This is a genomic window from Pseudalkalibacillus sp. A8, assembly GCF_045920555.1.
In the GTDB taxonomy this organism is placed as follows: Bacteria; Bacillota; Bacilli; order Bacillales; family Fictibacillaceae; genus Pseudalkalibacillus.
The window spans coordinates 5,148,600-5,165,809 of the sequence record NZ_CP174509.1 but is presented as its reverse complement, the minus strand read 5'-3'; the positions used below and the strand labels follow the sequence as shown (position 1 = coordinate 5,165,809).

At 40.4% G+C, this 17,210-nt stretch carries 15 protein-coding genes; 10 read left to right on the top strand and 5 right to left on the bottom strand.

The genetic code is table 11. The features are described from left to right. Positions 1 to 85: 85 nt before the first annotated feature. The 10 genes from ACJROX_RS25995 to ACJROX_RS25950 all read left to right on the top strand — a co-directional run bounded on the left by ACJROX_RS25995 (position 86) and on the right by ACJROX_RS25950 (position 13,200). Positions 86 to 2,719, top strand: coding sequence for a glycoside hydrolase family 38 C-terminal domain-containing protein (locus ACJROX_RS25995; RefSeq protein WP_408008103.1), 2,634 nt, complete (start codon positions 86 to 88; stop codon positions 2,717 to 2,719). A gap of 52 nt (positions 2,720 to 2,771) precedes the next feature. Next, entirely contained in the window at positions 2,772 to 4,739 is a 1,968-nt protein-coding gene (locus tag ACJROX_RS25990; RefSeq protein WP_408008102.1) for a BglG family transcription antiterminator, read from the top strand. A 46-nt stretch (positions 4,740 to 4,785) separates the two neighbouring features. Then, positions 4,786 to 5,652, top strand: coding sequence for a carbon-nitrogen hydrolase family protein (locus ACJROX_RS25985; protein WP_408008101.1), 867 nt, complete (start codon positions 4,786 to 4,788; stop codon positions 5,650 to 5,652). A gap of 449 nt (positions 5,653 to 6,101) precedes the next feature. After that, positions 6,102 to 6,845, top strand: a complete 744-nt coding sequence (locus tag ACJROX_RS25980) for a hypothetical protein (RefSeq protein ID WP_408008100.1) — start codon at positions 6,102 to 6,104, stop codon at positions 6,843 to 6,845. Then, positions 6,814 to 7,839: an HNH endonuclease gene (locus ACJROX_RS25975; RefSeq protein ID WP_408008099.1), complete on the top strand. Its 1,026-nt coding sequence runs from the start codon at positions 6,814 to 6,816 to the stop codon at positions 7,837 to 7,839. The genes ACJROX_RS25980 and ACJROX_RS25975 overlap by 32 nt, the downstream gene beginning before the upstream one ends. A 14-nt stretch (positions 7,840 to 7,853) precedes the next feature. Continuing rightward, positions 7,854 to 8,336 carry a DUF6985 domain-containing protein gene (locus ACJROX_RS25970; protein ID WP_408008098.1) on the top strand — a complete coding sequence of 161 codons (483 nt, stop codon included), beginning with the start codon at positions 7,854 to 7,856 and terminating at the stop codon, positions 8,334 to 8,336. Between the two features lie 208 nt (positions 8,337 to 8,544). After that, positions 8,545 to 9,288 carry a GntR family transcriptional regulator gene (locus ACJROX_RS25965; RefSeq protein ID WP_408008097.1) on the top strand — a complete coding sequence of 248 codons (744 nt, stop codon included), beginning with the start codon at positions 8,545 to 8,547 and terminating at the stop codon, positions 9,286 to 9,288. A gap of 238 nt (positions 9,289 to 9,526) precedes the next feature. Beyond that, positions 9,527 to 10,801, top strand: coding sequence for an amidohydrolase family protein (locus tag ACJROX_RS25960; RefSeq protein ID WP_408011780.1), 1,275 nt, complete (start codon positions 9,527 to 9,529; stop codon positions 10,799 to 10,801). 200 nt (positions 10,802 to 11,001) lie between these two features. Then, a complete protein-coding gene (locus ACJROX_RS25955; RefSeq protein ID WP_408011779.1) occupies positions 11,002 to 11,751 on the top strand; it encodes a purine-nucleoside phosphorylase in 750 nt (249 codons plus the stop codon). A 162-nt stretch (positions 11,752 to 11,913) separates the two neighbouring features. Further along, entirely contained in the window at positions 11,914 to 13,200 is a 1,287-nt protein-coding gene (locus tag ACJROX_RS25950) for an NCS2 family permease (RefSeq protein WP_408008096.1), read from the top strand. Between the two features lie 17 nt (positions 13,201 to 13,217). Here the strand turns inward: ACJROX_RS25950 and ACJROX_RS25945 are convergent, their stop codons facing one another. From ACJROX_RS25945 to ACJROX_RS25925, 5 genes are all read right to left on the bottom strand, one after another. Continuing rightward, positions 13,218 to 13,619 carry a hypothetical protein gene (locus ACJROX_RS25945; RefSeq protein ID WP_408008095.1) on the bottom strand — a complete coding sequence of 134 codons (402 nt, stop codon included), beginning with the start codon at positions 13,617 to 13,619 and terminating at the stop codon, positions 13,218 to 13,220. Between the two features lie 19 nt (positions 13,620 to 13,638). Continuing rightward, the gene (locus ACJROX_RS25940; RefSeq protein ID WP_408008094.1) at positions 13,639 to 14,235 is read right to left on the bottom strand and encodes an IS4 family transposase; all 597 of its coding nucleotides are present in this window, start codon (positions 14,233 to 14,235) and stop codon (positions 13,639 to 13,641) included. A gap of 214 nt (positions 14,236 to 14,449) precedes the next feature. Next, positions 14,450 to 15,616, bottom strand: coding sequence for an MFS transporter (locus ACJROX_RS25935; RefSeq protein WP_408008093.1), 1,167 nt, complete (start codon positions 15,614 to 15,616; stop codon positions 14,450 to 14,452). 93 nt (positions 15,617 to 15,709) lie between these two features. After that, positions 15,710 to 16,318, bottom strand: coding sequence for a TetR/AcrR family transcriptional regulator (locus ACJROX_RS25930; protein WP_408008092.1), 609 nt, complete (start codon positions 16,316 to 16,318; stop codon positions 15,710 to 15,712). A 346-nt stretch (positions 16,319 to 16,664) separates the two neighbouring features. After that, a complete protein-coding gene (locus ACJROX_RS25925) occupies positions 16,665 to 16,958 on the bottom strand; it encodes a hypothetical protein (RefSeq protein WP_408008091.1) in 294 nt (97 codons plus the stop codon). Positions 16,959 to 17,210 lie beyond the last annotated feature (252 nt).

The window sequence follows — 17,210 nt, the reverse complement described above, 5'->3', positions numbered from 1 at the left end:
AGGATAAGCGCAACTAAGGCTCAACCTGCGCTAAGGCTTGGTTTTGCCAAGTTTTCTTTATATAAAGATATTGGAGGCATTCCAAATGAATTTCCATGTTATTTCTCATACCCATTGGGACCGTGAGTGGCACCAAACTTATCAACAATACCGTGTCAAGCTTGTAAGGTTCATGGATGAGTTGATTGAATTACTAGAAAACAGCCCGAAGTATTCTTCTTTCATGCTAGATGGACAAACAATCGTATTAGAGGATTATCTGGAGGTCAAACCTCATAAAAAAGATGCATTAGCAAAACTGGTCCAAGAAGGACGGCTACTCATAGGTCCATGGTATATCCAACCTGATGAATTCATACCAAGCGGTGAATCCCTTATCCGGAACCTTCTGATCGGCCAACAGATTGCAAGAGACTTTGGACCAGCCATGCAAATCGGATACTTGCCGGATTCCTTTGGACAGGCAGCGCAAATTCCTCAAGTGTTGTATGGTTTTGGAATGAAAAATGCCCTTTTCTGGAGAGGCATTACAGATGAGGAAACAGAGAAAACAGAATTTTTGTGGGAAGGACCAGATGGCTCCAAGGTATTAACCACCCATTTACCGTTAGGGTATGGGAATGGAAGGATGATTTCCACTGATCTCGAAGGGAATTTGGAAATACTGGATGAAAATATGGAGGCTTTGGAAGCCAAAACGACATCACAAAATTTATTGCTCATGTGTGGTTTTGATCAAAGGTCCGCTATCAAAGAGCTACCAGAGATCGTTGAAAACTTAAATCAACACCTAACTTCCCAGGGCAGTGATCATACAGTAAAAATCAGTCAGCTAAAAGAGTATTTTGACGCTGTCAGAGCCGAAGCAGAGACTCTGGAAACGATAAGCGGCGAGTTCAGAAAAGGGAAAAACATGCGTGTGCATGTCAGTATCGCATCCACTCGTCTTGATTTGAAAAAGCAGAACTATGAAGTTCAAAACCTTTATGAAAAATATGTCGAGCCTCTCAATTCGATGTCATTTTTAGCAGGAAACGGCTATGACAATGCGATCATCAACCAGGGATGGAAATACACCCTTCAGAACCATGCTCACGATTCGATTTGCAATGTATGTACGGATGTGACGCATAAGGAAATGGAAATGCGGTACCACTATGCAAAACAAATCGGACAAACCGTTCAAACGGATGCAACGAACGATTTGATCGGAAAAATCAAATTCGATTACAGCAAAGGGCTTCCATTGATCGTGTTCAACACGCTGGGTCATAATCGGAAAAATGTTGTAGAGGCTACAGTTCAACTGAAGTCTGAAGCGTTTACGATTGTAGATCCTAACGGAGAGTCTATCCCATATCAAGTAGTGGAATCAAACTATGAGAATCTGAACGATAAGCAGATTGAGATCGGTGTTAAAAATGAGGATCAATACGTATGGACGACGAAAATCAAATTCCTTGCTGAAGTTGATGGCTTTGGTTATAAAACCTATTATATAAAAGAGACGATAGGGGAACAGGGTGAAACTTCCGAAGTTTATCAAGACGGCATATTCTCAAATGACTATTTCCAGGCTGAAATCCAACCGAATGGTTCTTTGACCGTTAAAGCACATGCGACGAATAAAGTATTCCATGATTTGAACGTCTTCGAAGAAAGTGGCAATGCTGGAGATGAGTACGATTTTTCACCTCCAAGGGAAGATGTTGTAATCAGCACAAAGAATGCAACTCCTGAGATTTCCGTCCTACAAAATGGTTCTATTTTTGCGACGGTTAAGATTGCCCATTCTTTAGAGGTGCCTGTTGATACTGATGTGAATGGTCGTTCGGATGAGTACAAAACGCTGGTGATTGAATCCTTTGTAACCGTAAACCGTCATGAAGACAGAATAGATATCAAAACCGTAATTGACAATACAGTGAAAAACCATCGCATCAGCGCGCTCTTCAATCCAGGTGTAAATGCAAGTACCCATGTTGCTGATCAACAGTTCGGTATGATACGACGGGAAAATTACCTGCCACAAGTGGAATACTGGGAAGAAGAAAACTGGGAGGAAAAATATTATCCGATCTATCCGCAACAAAAATTCGTCGATGTATCAGATGACGAAAAAGGGCTTGCCATCCTTAACAAAGGCCTGCCGCAGTATGAAATTTTGGATGGTAAGGAACCGGTCGTTGTGCTTACATTGTTATGTGGGACCGATTACATGGGCAAACAAGATCTAGTAGACCGACCTGGAAGACGATCAGGACTTCACGTTGAAACGCCAGACAGCAGTCTTTTAGGGGTCCATGAAATGGAATATTCGATCGTTCCTCATTCAGGTACAGAAATCGATACTGAGGTCGGTCGGAAGGCGAATGAATATACAAGCCCAATGGTTACAGTTCAGGTGGATCATCAACCGAATATACAGGTATTCAGTGATGAATTAAGTTTCCTTCAAATTGATGACCCACATGTTGTCATAAGCGCTTTTAAAAAATGTGAAGATGATGATGGAATGATCGTGAGGATCTATAATACAACGGATCAGGAAATCCTGGATGTAAAAGCTGCTATGAACAAGGATTTCTTTAAGAGTGTCCAGCTTGTGGATTTGAACGAAAGGCCAATTCACGAAAGAATCAACTTCACGGATCAAGGAATCGTAATCGATAAGATGGCAAGCAATGAAGTACTCACCTTTAAATTAAGCATTCATTGATTGTAGGAAGTCGGATTTTACAAGAAAGTCGGAGTGGAAGGGAGGTTCATTTATGGTAATCATAAACGCACGTTTGAAAAAGATAATCAAGGAACTGTTACTGCATGAAGAACCTGTGACGGGCGAATATCTATCAAAGATTTTAGGGGTTACATCGCGAACGGTAAGGAACGATATAGCCTCCTTGAATAAAGAGTTGAAAAAGATCGGCGTACAGATTGATGCTCAAAGAGGTGTAGGGTATTTTATTGACCCGAAACCAGATGCCGAAATCCAAGAATTGATAGAAGAACTGTTTCAAATAGATACACAGGTCGAAAATAAAGTACCTGTACTGCCGGAGGAGAGAGTGCTCTATATTTTAAAAAGCATTGTCATGGCAGACGATTTCATTACGATTGAACAATTGGCAGATGAATTATATGTGAGTAAATCGACAGTTGATAATGACTTGAAGCAGGTAGAAAAGCTATTAAGCAAATTCGATATCTCGTTATTCAAAAAGCCCAACTATGGGATCAAGCTCGTCGGTAATGAAATGAATATACGCTTCTGTCTTTCTGCCTATCTGTCTGATTTTAAACATGATCAAAGCGAAAAGGAAGAAAGTCATTCAGTAGTAGAGGGGATCGACATTGATTTGATCAAAGCGATCACCAAGAAACATATCAAACAATTACCGTTTAATATTGCGGATCTCCCTCTAAACAATTTGATCATGCACATTGCAATCGGAATCCAGCGAATCAAAAAAGGCAAAAGCATCGAGCATGGTTCAATCGATATGAAACATCTGAAAGGCAAGAAGGAATACTTTGTCGCCTCACATATCGTCACATCCTTAGAAGAGGCTTTCTTCATTAAAATTCCGAAAGAAGAAGTGGCGTATATCACCATCCATCTTCTTGGAGCCAAACAATTTCAGGACGGCAAACTTTCACAGGATGACTTCATCGCTTTGATCGGAGAGAGTAATTATCAACTTATCATTGATATCCTGTCTGAAATCAAACGTGTTTATCGGCTAGAACTAGATGAAGATGATGAGCTTATCTACGGTCTAGGTTTACATTTGAGATCTGCGTTGAACCGATTGAGATACAAAATGAACCTCCAAAATCCAATGCTTAAGGAAATTAAAAATAGCTATCCCTTTTCATTCGATCTTGCAATTTTAGCTTCAGAAGTCATACAGAATAAATGTGATCTAACCATCAATGAAGATGAAATAGCATACATTGCGGTACATTTGGCTGCAGCAATAGAACGGATGAAAAACAAGAAAAAACGTGAAATAAAGAGGGTTGCGGTGGTCTGTTCATCAGGTATGGGAACAGCCAAATTATTAGCAGCCAGTATCGAAAGTAAATTCCCTGGATTGACGATTGTAGGGACCTATCCTTCGTATTCCTTGACGGATATTGAGGACGAGGTGGATCTGATTTTAACCACGGTACCGGTCAAAGAAGACACCACAATACCAATACTGGAAATCAACGCTTTGTTGACGGAGGATGACGTCGATAAAGTGAAAGATTATATCTCGAGTAAATACTTGAATGAAGACAAGGAAAAATCCTTCGAAAAATTACAAAATCTATTCAATGAGGACTTATTTTTCCCTGAACTCGATAAAACGGATCCGGTTGGAATCATCAAATCGATGTCATATACCTTGAATGTTAAAGGATATGTCAATGATGACTATGTGGATTCTGTCCTTGAAAGGGAAGAAATATCACCTACTTCAATCGGGAATCTAGTAGCGATCCCTCACCCGATAAAACCGAATGCCTTAGATTCATGCATCGCAATAGGAATACTGAAAAAGCCGGTCAAATGGGGAGAGCATACCGTCCAATTTATATTGCTCCTTGCGTTGAATGAAAAGGATAAAGAGGAATTCAGCCCCTTGTTCAATAGACTGTGGACAATCGTTCAGGATAAGAAGTTGGTCGCTGAACTTTGTAAAACCTCAAGCTTTACTGAAATCATGGCAAAATTGGAGAAGTCAAAGTAAATTGAAAAGATATTTCGGATAGATAAGAGGTCAGGAGGTCATTCACATGGTAAAAGTAGCGGTTGGACAAATCACCCCAGACACGGGGATGAAGAACAATAACCTTGAAAAAATGAAACGATATACTGAAGAAGCAGTTGAAAGTGGTGCAAGATTAGTAGTTTTTCCTGAGCTTGCGTTGACGGGATACAATTGCGGGGATGAGTTCTTCCAAGTGGCTGAACAGATTCCTGGAGACGCTACGAGCTTTTTTGAAGAGCTAGCTTCTGAACATGGTGTTTATATTATTTGGGGCATGCCAGAGAAAAGCATAAACGGTATCCTTTATAATGCAGCTGCATTGGTTGGTCCAGAGGGTTACATCGGGAAATGGAGAAAGAATACACTTCCGGGCCATGCAACAGATCAAGCTGGTCCAGGTGCTTTCCCAGACAGAAGGTACTTCAAGGCCGGTGAAGACTTACCGGTTTTTGATACTGCTATTGGGAAGATCGGTGTGTTGATTTGTTATGATATTTTCTTTCCGGAATTGGCACGGATGTTAACCTTGAAAGGCGCAGATATTATCGTTGGAATTTCAGGTTCCCCTTCTTTTGAGAAGGATATATTTGAGCCGATCGTCAAGGTCCGGGCAATGGAAAATACGGTCAATTTCGTCTATACGAACCTGGTCGGTAAAGAAGGGAATACGGAATATTGGGGCGGAGGATGCATCATAGGAGCAGGAGATAAAGAAACAAAAGTCCCAGGTACGCCGGTTATATGTAAAGCCCCTTATGAAGGGGAAGGGATTACCGTTGGAGAATTGGATATTCAAAAACACAACGAGATCCGACCATACTTCCCCGTGCTGAGAGACCTTACTACAAAAATGTATGAGCGACTTGGAGAACTGCATCGTAAAATCACTTGAATTGATCCCCTATTGCTTACAGAACAATAAGGGATTTTCAACGTTGATGGTAACGGACTTCATGTCGAAAAAGGAAAGAGGACTATAGTTAGCCTCCCACCGCTTTTTGTCTCAATTTGGATGTAAAACGCTCGGCGTTTTACTCTTTTTTTGTTTTTTGAAAGGTATTTCTGGTTGGTTTTCTGTACTTGAGCAGTCCTTTTTGAGCTAAGTTGCCCTGTAAACATGGTGCTAAGTCTAAAAATACGGAGTATGCGGAACTCAAAAAAGTCCTAATAGCTTTTATCTAAAAGTATTTCATTGCAATCTTACTAGAAAAATCATTGGGTGTAGGAGTTTCCTCATGTTAGGAAACTCTTATTTTTGTTTTTTTACGATACGGTTGATAGAACTTCCAATTGTGGATAGGTATGATTATAGTAGGATGAAAATGGAAGGTGGCTGAACGGATGGACAGGAAGAAATGGATCTCTATTCTACTTACCCTGGTGGTGCTGTTTGTTGGATTCGGTATTCAACAGGTTACATACGCAGATTCAAATATCGGTAAATTCGAGTACGAAGATAACTCCTTGCAGCCGACGAAATCGACTGGATTCCCACCAAAAGAGGAAGAGGACAAAGGGGTACTCGGAAAGATATGGGATATTACCAATGAAAAAATAAAGCCAATCATCAATCCATTGATTCAAGCAGGTATAGATACCATTGATTTTGTTGGGGACAAGGTATCCGATGGCTATGAGTGGGTAAAAGGTAAAGTTGAAGACGGTATGCAGGCGATGAATGAATGGTGGATGGAACAGAACGGCTGGACGAAATCGCTGATCATTCTCGGTGGTGGAGCAGTTGTTTTAGCCGGTGCAGTCGCTTTCACGCCATTAGCTGCAGGTGCGGCGCTGGTCATGGGTGCTGGCGGTGGATTAAGCTATGGAATGTATGCAGCTACGACTGATAACATCAGCTTTCTAGGCGGTTTGGCTTGGATGGGGCTCGGCATGGTTCCAGGTGGTGCAGGTCTGTTCTTACGCGGGACCCGTTTTGCAGCCTGGGGTGCGAAAGGCGCTTCTGTTGCGGGAACTGGGCTGCGTATGATCGGTGGTTTCATCGGACGAACAGGGTTGATCAGCGGCGGGATTTCTTGCTGGTGTTGCTGGAGGGATGTATCTCTACGGATATCTCGTCCATGGTGAACCACTTGATCCGATGGTCATGGCCAAGGATATGGTCGTTTGGGGTGCAGCTGGGACGCTCGCAGGTCCATTGGCGCGTACAGCAACCACCATGTTCAGGTCTAAGATTGCCGGTTATTCGATCGGGGGCGGTGTCGCGGGCGGCTCGGAATACACGTTAGGGAACCTCTTTCAAGGGAAGATGCCGAACATTAAAACAGCCGCAACCGTAACGGTGATTGCCGTAACCCTTCCGTTTTTAGCCGTAGGAGTGACGAAAGCTGTGCCAATGATCAAAGGCACACCACAAGTCGCACAGACTACAACCCAAGTCTCCGACACCGCAGTTAGCCAGGCAGGGAAAAGGACAAGTAACGTAGTAGAAGATACTGGTATAGCACAAGGATCATCCAAAACAAGGACAATTATTGATGGAAACAACCACATTACGGTTAATCCAGATAAGGTCAATGGATTGGGTACTGTTGGATTGGATAGAACAGTTGCTGGGGATGACATTGGGGTCATAATAAGAAACAATGATAATAAAATTACCAACCTTAAGGTAAATCACAATGTTGGTTACAAAATACCATTAAGTACTTACCAAGAAAGATTAGCCCAAACTCCTGTTAATAATGGAAAATGGACTGGACAACGCGGAGAATCAACATTTATATCAGATTATGAAAGTGTTAATCTTATTTTAAATAAAGTAAGTCGAAATGGTGTAAATTATAGAGATGCTATACCTGACTTTTCGCCAGTTAGTAGGGGCCAAGTCGAAATACCAAATATGTCTGTTGATAGAAGAATTAATTTTAGAGAGGCCGACGAAATACTTGCCAAAGAATTGGGAGTATCGCGAAAAGAAATTGTAAAAATGAGAAAAACTGAAAAATTAACTTGGCATGAGCTGAACGACATGAAAACAATGCAGCTTGTTCCAACAGAAATAAACAGTAAGTTTGGCCACCTTGGAGGAGTAGCCGAAGTTAAGAAACTTTTAGAATAGGAAGGTGAGGCAATTTGAGTAAAGAAATTAACCATGATATTTTTGGTAAACTATACTACAACTATGGTTGGGTGAAAAAAATCGAGTTGTATATGCTCGGTGAGAAAAGAACTTTACAGGTAGTAATTGATGCAGATGAAGATGCTGATTTTGAGGATTTACAGATAGATTCTTATGAACATTTTTTTAATAACATCGATTTAAGAATAAAAGATGCTGAAGAAGCACTATTTAAGTATTATCAATCCGAAAGCCCTAATTATAGAGCTCAACTTTCTGAAATAGAAAAACAAAAAAATGTGCCAGAGATAACAGATGAAAAAGGATTATATACTCTAGTCACACCTAAACAAATAATGATTCCAATGTTATTTGATGAAGACAATAGAACAGCAGGATTCATTTGTGATTGTTCTTGGGAGATCGAACATGGTGTGGGAATAAAATTTGAAAATGAAAAAGTTACAGAGGTTGGATTTCAAGATATATTGCTTTAAGTACTTTTCGGTAGGCTCCCGTGCTTTATAATAGGCATTGGGAGTCTCTTTCATTAATGTTGGGAGTGGGTATTAAATTTCTCATTTCATAGTACCGTACAATTTATACTGTATTATATAAGTGAATTATAAACAGGGAATAACTTGTATTGTATTTTAGATTGTTTATATAATGAATAGGCAATTCTATTTAAAGGTGTGCATAAAAATGAATAATAAACTTAATGATCTTAATAAAACTAAACGTCCATTATTTGCCATTGTTTATGATAAATTGTATAAACTTATTATGGATGGAACGTTTCCTCCTGACAGTAAGCTCCCAACGGAACCTGAATTGGCAAAAGTATTTGGTGTCAGCAGAATGACATTAAGGCATGCTTTGTCCCTCTTACAAGAAGATGGATTAGTTAAAAATATCCATGGTAAAGGTAATTTTATTACAAAGTACCACAAAAATAAAAATATGCCTGGACTGGAAAAGTTGGGGAATCCCTTATATAAATGCTACCCAGAAAAAGTGGAAGACGTGGAAATAAATTTTAGAATCGAACTAGTAAGTGACTATGCCAAACAAGTATTACATCGTAGTAATATGACCGCAGTTGTTGCTTTTGAACGCTGGTATAAAAGAGGTAATCTGGTAGTAGCTTATGCTTTTACAATGATGGCAATAGAAGCAGTTTCTGAATTAGATTTAGATTTACAGAATGAACAACAAATATTAGAAATGCTTGACCAAAAAGTATATGAGCTTGCGAATTCATCATCTATCGAAATTAAGCGTTCCAACTCAATCAATTCACCATCGCTAAAATATCAAATTTTCAACGGAAATGAATGTGATTTAATATTAGAAAGTGTATACATCAGCGACAAATATCCAGTTGTTTATAATAAATACTATATACCAGCTGAGTTAAGTCAAATAATGATCAATGCATCTAAATAATTGAACCGATTTTTCAAGTTGATAATCAATTCATTTAAAGCAGTGTAATTTCTTTTGAAATGCGCTGTTTTTTGTTTATTAAAAAAATATATTGTTGTCCGATTTATTGTGTGCTATTATTTTCACTAATAAATTTTATACAAGTTTATATACAACTATACAACTTTTGGACAATCGAAATGATTTTGGAGGAGAGATATTATTGAGAACTGTTTATGTAAACGCTACCTTCTTTACTATGGATAAGGAAAATCAAATCTTTGAAAACGGTATGATGATCGTTGCAGATCAATTTATCTCTTACATCGGTCCGCATTCTCTAGATCGGATGGCAGATGCAGATCAAGTGGTCGATCTAGGTGGAAAATGGGTTCTGCCTGGCCTTGTGAATGTTCACTCGCATATTGTGATGACTCTCTTACGTGGCATAGGAGATGATATGTTGTTGAAGCCATGGTTGGAAACAAAAATCTGGCCGATTGAGGCTCAGTTTACAACAGAAATCGCTTCAGTAAGTGCCCAGCTTGGTATATTGGAGATGTTAAAATCGGGAACAACTACATTCTCAGATATGTTCAATCCGAATGGTATAGAACCGGGTGCTGTAATGCAAGCGATTGGCGAGACAGGGATTCGTGGGGCTTTTTCCTATACGATTTTTAGTTTTGGTACAGAAAAAGAACAGAGAGTGAATCTCATAGAAGCTGAGAGATTTTCCAAGAACTATAAGAGTTTTGCAAATGGTCGTTTAACAACTATGGTGGCACCTCATAGCCCATATGCTTGTACCCCAGAATCGATTGTAGAAAGCGTACGTATTGCTAAAGAGAATGATTTGATGGTGCACATTCATGTTTCGGAGACGGATTTTGAAGTTCTAGATATCAAAAAACGTTACGGGGTTAGTCCTGTCGAGCATCTTCGACTTTTAGGTCTTTTTGATCAGCCAACCGTGATGGCTCATGGTGTGGTACTCAATGACGAAGAACGGGCGATATTAAAGGAGTATGATGTCCGTGTTGCTCATAATCCTATCAGCAATTTGAAGCTGGGGTCAGGGATCGCTGATGTTGTTAGTCTTCTTGATGCCGGGATTAAAGTAGGGATTGCTACGGATGGCGTAGCTTCCAATAACAACTTTGATATGTTTGAGGAAACAAGAACCGCTGCATTGCTGCAAAAAGGTATTTATAAAGATGCAACTAAATTCCCTGCACAAACGGCGTTGGCCATGGCCACACGAATAGGGGCTGAAGCTATTGGCATGAGTCATACGGGTTCACTGGAAGCAGACAAAAAGGCGGATTTTATTACCATTTATCCTTATGATAAAGCTCACTTACAACCGCTTAGTGAGGCGTATTCTCATTTACTCTATGCTGTAAGCGGACGTGATGTATGTGATGTGTACATTGACGGCAGGATGATTGTGAAAGACGGTGGCTGCTTTACTATTGATGAGGAGAAAGTGATAGCCGAAGTTAATTTTCTGCAGGCAAGTCTTTCAAGATAAACTCAAGCACTTTTATGGGATCTCATAGTGTTCAATTTTTTTTATTTTTATTATTTGTCAGACATCTGACATTAATTTGAGAAGATAGCGAGATTCTAACGGATTTCAATTTAACTAAAGGAGAGGAAAACATGAAAATTAGTGAAAAAGTTCAACAAACAAAGGAATATTTACTTTCTCGAATTGATTAATCCCCATCCATAGGTTTAATCCTAGGATCAGGACTTGGGGTATTAGCGGCAGAAATCGAAAATCCAATGACTATTTCTTTTGAGGAAATTCCTCATTTTCCCGTTTCAACCGTGGCAGGCCATCAAGGACAGTTGGTAATCGGTGATTTAAAGGGAAAACGTGTCATTGCGATGCAGGGAAGATTTCACTATTATGAAGGGCACTCACTTGAGGCTGTTACATATCCGATCCGTGTCATGAGAGCAATTGGGGTCAAGCAAATCATTGTAACGAACGCAGCAGGCGGGATTAACCACTCCTTTAAGCCTGGTGATTTAATGATCATTCAGGATCATATTAATTTGACCTCGCAAAATCCTTTAATTGGTCCGAATGAAGAGGAGTTTGGAGAAAGGTTCCCGGACATGTCTGAAGCTTATTCGAAGAAATTGATTACTTTGACAAAGGAAGTAGCAGTTAAAGAGAAAATTGAAGTCGTTGAAGGTGTCTATGCTGGGGTACTTGGACCCAGTTATGAAACACCAGCTGAGATTAAGTTATTGGGAATACTCGGAGCGGACGCAGTCGGAATGTCAACTGTTCCTGAAGTAATCGTTGCCAGACATTCAGGAATAGAGGTACTTGGCGTTTCATGTATCAGTAATATGGCTGCGGGGATTTCCGAACAATCACTGACGCACAACGAAGTGATGGAAACAACTGAAAAGATCAAAGCTCAATTTTTGCAATTAGTTAAAGAAATCATTGCTGCAATGTAGAAGAACCGGTAATTTTAGAAAGCGGATGCAATAAGCTGGAAAGAGATGAATGTCGGGTTTACCTATAGGTAAACTTTCATTTATAAAAGAGAATCTACTAAATATGGTTATGCTTAAAAGTATAACGGGTGGGTAAGGGGTTTAAGATGGAGGAATGAAATTATGATTCAGTATCTTAATCGATATTTTCAATTGGAAGCACACGGGACAACGTTGAAAAGAGAGTTGACTGCAGGGGTAACTTCCTTTTTCACATGTGCATATATCATTTTAGTTAATCCCTTAATCCTAAAAGATGCGGGTATCTCACTAAGCATTGGTGTCATGGCAACGATCATTGTCTCTATTTTCGGCTGTTTGTTAATGGCTCTATGGGTTAATGCACCGATTAACATCATTCCAGGGATGGGTGTGAATGCCTTTTTCAGCTACACTATTGTTCAATCTCTAGGACTAACCTGGCAGCAGGGCTTAGCTGTAGTGATCATATCCGGATTGCTCTTTTTTCTAGCTAGTATCACTCCTTTAGGAAACAGGATATTAGCGACAGTCCCTGGCTCAATTAAAAACGGTATTACAGTAGGGATAGGTCTATTTCTCACATTTATTGGGCTCCAGAAAGGCGAAATCATTCAACCCAGTGAATCTACTTTTGTAGCACTAGGGGATTTTGGAAATCCTGTTACATTTTCAACATTATTAGGACTACTGATAACTTTAATATTGTTTGTCCGTAATTTTAAAGGAAGCTTATTGATTGGCATTTTCGTTACCAGTGTCCTGTCGTTTTTGCTGATCGGTAAGACAGAAATGATAGATAAGGAAGTAGATTTTCACGCTTACGGTCAGGTTTTTTATCAGGCTGAATTTGGCTTTCTTCAAATCTCTTTCTGGATCGCCGTTTTTTCCTTAACCATGATTGTTCTTTTTGAAAACATGGGGTTGCTAAGTGGGATGTTGACGGATATAAAAAAGTTTCCTCGTGCATACAAAGCAGTTGCGCTCTCTACGATTGCCTCGGGATTCTTTGGTACAAGCCCAACTATTGCCGCTGCTGAGAGTGCATCAGGAATTTCTGAAGGTGGGAAAACGGGTATTCCTCCTCTAGTAACAGCGATATTGTTTGGATTTGCTGCACTAGCGCTGCCGGTTATTCAGCTAATACCTGGGAATGCTGTTGCACCAGTTCTAATCATCATTGGGGCATTAATGATGAAAAGTGTGCAGAACATCTCCTTTAATAATTTTTCAGAAGGCTTTCCCGCATTTTTAATTATTGTCGGCATTCCTTTGACATCAAGCATCGCTGACGGTTTAGCTTTTGGATTTATCGTATATCCATTGATGAAGGCTGCGATCGGCCAGTGGAAACAAGTGTCCCCATTGATGTATGTAATTGCCGTGTTATTTTTGCTGAATATCATAGCTTCTTCTGCGTTAGTCCATTAGATATTTAATTTAGGTTTTTAAGAAGAAGCGTCACCAGAGGCAAAACAGGATAAAGGAGGCCTGGCTTTGCCTTCGTATACATTAATGGCACTCAATCGTTTACTCCGTTCTTTCATGATAATACCTTTCTTTTTCTCCTTTAACGCTTGGCTTTCCCACCGTTTTCGGGTTTGTTCTTCCGTAAGTCGATGGATAATGACTCTACTCGGCAACTTTTGGTACTGGCCAATGTAAACATCAGAAATCTCATAGGTTTGCCCTGGTTTTAATTGATGCATGATTTCTTCCATATCTAATTGAATATACTCGGTTTGCTTTTTGACCGTTCCATTTTTGAAGTATTCAGGATTAGGATTCCTTAGATCAATCCGAGTGTTTAATTTTAAACGAGAAATATAATAAGCCCCTTTCTCATCCATTTGATGGAGATCTTTCAGGTCAAAATATCCTAGATCGTGTATACATTAAATCACCTGTTTGTACCGTTTGTAAGCAAGTGGAACCGTAGGTTCTATCATTTTGTTTACCTGGTCCTGAGTGTACATGCAGGAATTGGCCACTGAGAAGATCATATTCTAATTGAATCTTTACGCGCTGTTTGGCTACTGCCTCCAGATCCTTGATAGGCTGAGGCAAACACATCGGAAGTTGAAAGGTCGTAGAATCCAAGATTCGTATTCGCTGAAACTGAGAAACATAATGATGAGGAAAAATCTGAGAGGTAGATAGCTTTTGAGTAAGCAAGGAAGTTAATATGTGTTGGAAGAGTCTGACAGCCGAAGGATTAAATCGTTGATTAAGTCCTTCAGGACTTATCAAGACTCCCGTTGAAGATTCTAGACAACTACATAACTGTGTCAAGGAAGTACTCGCTACTTTCTGGCTTAACCACACGCACAACGCTATTAAATCTTTAGCTTGGTACCTACTAGTCCTTTGAACAAAACCTACCTTTTTGGCCAGCTGTTGGAGAGCTTGTGGAGATAAAGACCGTTGTAATTCCTGTGAAAAGAGGGTAAGTTCGTCTGAAACCATCAAAAAACACCATCCTTTCCATCATGTTACAGTAAGAATAGCGTTTTATTCGTTTTGGGGGTAATGATTTGCCTTAGCTTGATGGGCAGGTGGTTCTACCCCTTTCTTAAATACCTACAGGACAACGAAAAAGAAAAGAAATTAAAAAAAACTCGCCTTATCACAGTTGTGAATCGGCGAGTGCTGTTGCATAGCAACCTAGGCGTGTTTCCCTTTACTCAATATTGACCGAAACCGGTTGTGTAGCTGTACCCTCTTTGAGAAAGGGGAGAAGGGACAGTAATCCTAGCCCCGCCAATATGAAACCAACCCACAGAGGGGACACCAATCCCCATCCCGCATCAATGGTCATTCCTCCAATCGAAGATCCAATCACCACACCCAAACTAATGATTGAACCGTGAATCGAGTTGACCAGTGTACTCGTATTGGCGGTTCTCATTACACGGGTCGCCATGGGGGGATTCATAGGGACACCGACAAACCCCAGTACAATCACTGCGATGATCGTGATGATCGGAACATCGGCAAATAAAGCAAAGGTAAAGAGAGAGACGGCGATCAGTATGAGTCCAACAAACATGGTTTGCATAGTGAATCGATCAGCCAAACGTCCTGTGATCATATTCCCGATCACCGTTGCTGCACCATACATGGATAGTAACACCGGAACCATCCCCGCAGAGAATCTGGTTACTTCCGTGAATATCGGAGTAAAATAGCTAAAGGCAGCAAAGGTAGCAGCAATAATCAAACCACTGGTGGTAAAGGCCGCCCATAGTCTGGGGTTTTTGAAAGCCGTGAACTCATCACGAAGACGAATTGATGCCGATTTTGGCAAATGCGGGAGAATCAACTGAACAATCACACCGGCAACCAATACTAAAACGACAACTGCCCAGAAACTAGTGCGCCAACCAAACTGCTGGCTGACCAGTGTGGCGATGGGTAACCCAATCACGGTGGCTACCATCAAGCCACCCAACACAATGGAGGAAGCACGTCCCAACAGCTGAGGTGAAACCAAACTAGCACAAATCGAAATCGATACCGCAAATCCAGCAGCAGAAGAAACCCCTGTAATAATGCGTGCAACCATCATCACCTCATAGGTAGTTGCCAGCGCCCCTATGATCTGTCCCGCAAGAAAGATCAAGGAAAGGGTTAAAAGCGCTTGTTTTCGAGGTAGTTTTAATAAACCAATGGTAAGGATGGGTCCCCCGATCACCATCCCTACGGCATAGGCAGAGATTAAATAGCCAATAGCCGGAATGGAAACATCAAATTCATTAGCAAGAGCCGGCATCATTCCTCCCACCATAAACTCTGATGTGGTCATCGCGAAAATCAATAATCCGAGCATATAAACAGCTTTAGGCATAAGAAAAAACTCCTTTTTTAATGATCATTACAAAATTATCGTTAAAAAAGCAAGAAGCTGATGTGAACGATCCGCCTCTGCATTTATAATCGTTTATGCTTTGGTTGTACTCAAACTAGACAATGTCCCCTCGATAATATCTAATAACAAATCTTGATCGTTGGCCACCTTTCCGAGAACGCGCAAACCATAGTAACTGCTGATAAACATCCGAGTGAGCTCCAACGGAGATCGGGTTGCAGGAATTTCTCCTGAGCGTTGACCCAGTACGATCAGATGACATATCGTCTGTTCCAAAAAGCGAACATGGTCATTGATCAAATCGGCCACTGCTGCGTCATGCCCTCCCCGCTCAGCAGCTGCATTGACCGCCATACAGCCTTGCCGATCGGCATCCTTAGTATCCAACTTATCCAACTGCATCGCCCACTCCATTAGTGAACGAAGCCGCTCTTTCACTGGACGATCGGAGCGCTCTAACAACGCTTTCTGCTCTTCGATCCCCAAATCTTGATAGCGTTTCAAAGCGGCTTTGTAAAGTTCGTACTTACTGCCAAAGGCATTGTATAAACTTCCACGACCGATGCCCGTTTGTTTGCATAATGCTTCAGCCGATGTGGCCTCATATCCATGCTTCCAAAATACCTCTATCGCAGCGTCAATCACGTCGGTGTTTTTGAATTCACGCGGTCTGCCACTCATCTGATCAAATCCCTCTCAATGTTTTTTGACTTTCACCATCTTGGATTTCTGATTTCCGATCTTATTATATTCATTTTATAACGATTAGTCAAGATTACTAACGATACAAAAATCGCCTTCTCCACCCTATGGGTGAACAAGGCGATTTTATCTTTCTAAATACCTCTTTAACAAATTCTATTTAATCTTTTTGTTGCCTTTTTTGCCTCAGCCAATTAAGCATTTTTTTATCATTGTTCTTATTTTGGCGCTTGTTCGCTTTCTTTATATAACGTGATAGGGTGGTATGAGCGATTCCAATTTTATTTGCAGCTTGTCGTATACTTACATCCAGGGAGTCAATCGTTTACTTCATTATCTTTGGTGAGAGGATTACTTCGTGGTCCTGATCAAAATCGAAAACTTGTTGTTCCGATTGATCGGCTGAAGAAAAGACTTTGTTCATCCCATCTTCTCTCGTTGAAGCAGTTTCATTGAATACCATCTTCGAACCCGGGTTCGTTTCATGTGATGGCAGGGTTTCATGACTCATTTGGTTCATTTGATCAATCATTTTTTGATTGATGTTTTGTGGTGTATTGAATAACAGTTTAAGAGTTTCATAGCAAATGAAGGGGAGGGTTTTAGAGTTTGAATTCATTTAAGAAGGTAGATTCTGACTGTCCCTATAACAGGTCCTGTCGAAAAAGAAAAGCGGACTATAGTCTTTCTCCTACCGATTCTTGTCGCAAATAAGGTGTTGAACAATTGCGTTTTACACCTTATTTGCGGCTTTTTAGTTATCAACATGTAAATGATTTGCTCTATTTAAATAAACAGGAAATACGTTGTGTTTGACTTGCAAGTATCCGGATGATCTCTCAATAATCGACATTCTCGCACAAAGAAATTA

Bases quoted from the DNA above. Each gene is read 5' to 3' on its own strand.
- ACJROX_RS25925 (WP_408008091.1), bottom strand. From the start codon at position 16,958: ATGAATTCAAACTCTAAAACCCTCCCCTTCATTTGCTATGAAACTCTT.
- ACJROX_RS25965 (WP_408008097.1), top strand. From the start codon at position 8,545: ATGAATAATAAACTTAATGATCTTAATAAAACTAAACGTCCATTATTT.
- ACJROX_RS25995 (WP_408008103.1), top strand. From the start codon at position 86: ATGAATTTCCATGTTATTTCTCATACCCATTGGGACCGTGAGTGGCAC.
- ACJROX_RS25930 (WP_408008092.1), bottom strand. From the start codon at position 16,318: ATGAGTGGCAGACCGCGTGAATTCAAAAACACCGACGTGATTGACGCT.
- ACJROX_RS25940 (WP_408008094.1), bottom strand. From the start codon at position 14,235: ATGGTTTCAGACGAACTTACCCTCTTTTCACAGGAATTACAACGGTCT.
- ACJROX_RS25985 (WP_408008101.1), top strand. From the start codon at position 4,786: ATGGTAAAAGTAGCGGTTGGACAAATCACCCCAGACACGGGGATGAAG.
- ACJROX_RS25935 (WP_408008093.1), bottom strand. From the start codon at position 15,616: ATGCCTAAAGCTGTTTATATGCTCGGATTATTGATTTTCGCGATGACC.
- ACJROX_RS25945 (WP_408008095.1), bottom strand. From the start codon at position 13,619: ATGGATGAGAAAGGGGCTTATTATATTTCTCGTTTAAAATTAAACACT.
- ACJROX_RS25960 (WP_408011780.1), top strand. From the start codon at position 9,527: ATGGATAAGGAAAATCAAATCTTTGAAAACGGTATGATGATCGTTGCA.
- ACJROX_RS25975 (WP_408008099.1), top strand. From the start codon at position 6,814: ATGTATCTCTACGGATATCTCGTCCATGGTGAACCACTTGATCCGATG.
- ACJROX_RS25990 (WP_408008102.1), top strand. From the start codon at position 2,772: ATGGTAATCATAAACGCACGTTTGAAAAAGATAATCAAGGAACTGTTA.
- ACJROX_RS25950 (WP_408008096.1), top strand. From the start codon at position 11,914: ATGATTCAGTATCTTAATCGATATTTTCAATTGGAAGCACACGGGACA.
- ACJROX_RS25980 (WP_408008100.1), top strand. From the start codon at position 6,102: ATGGACAGGAAGAAATGGATCTCTATTCTACTTACCCTGGTGGTGCTG.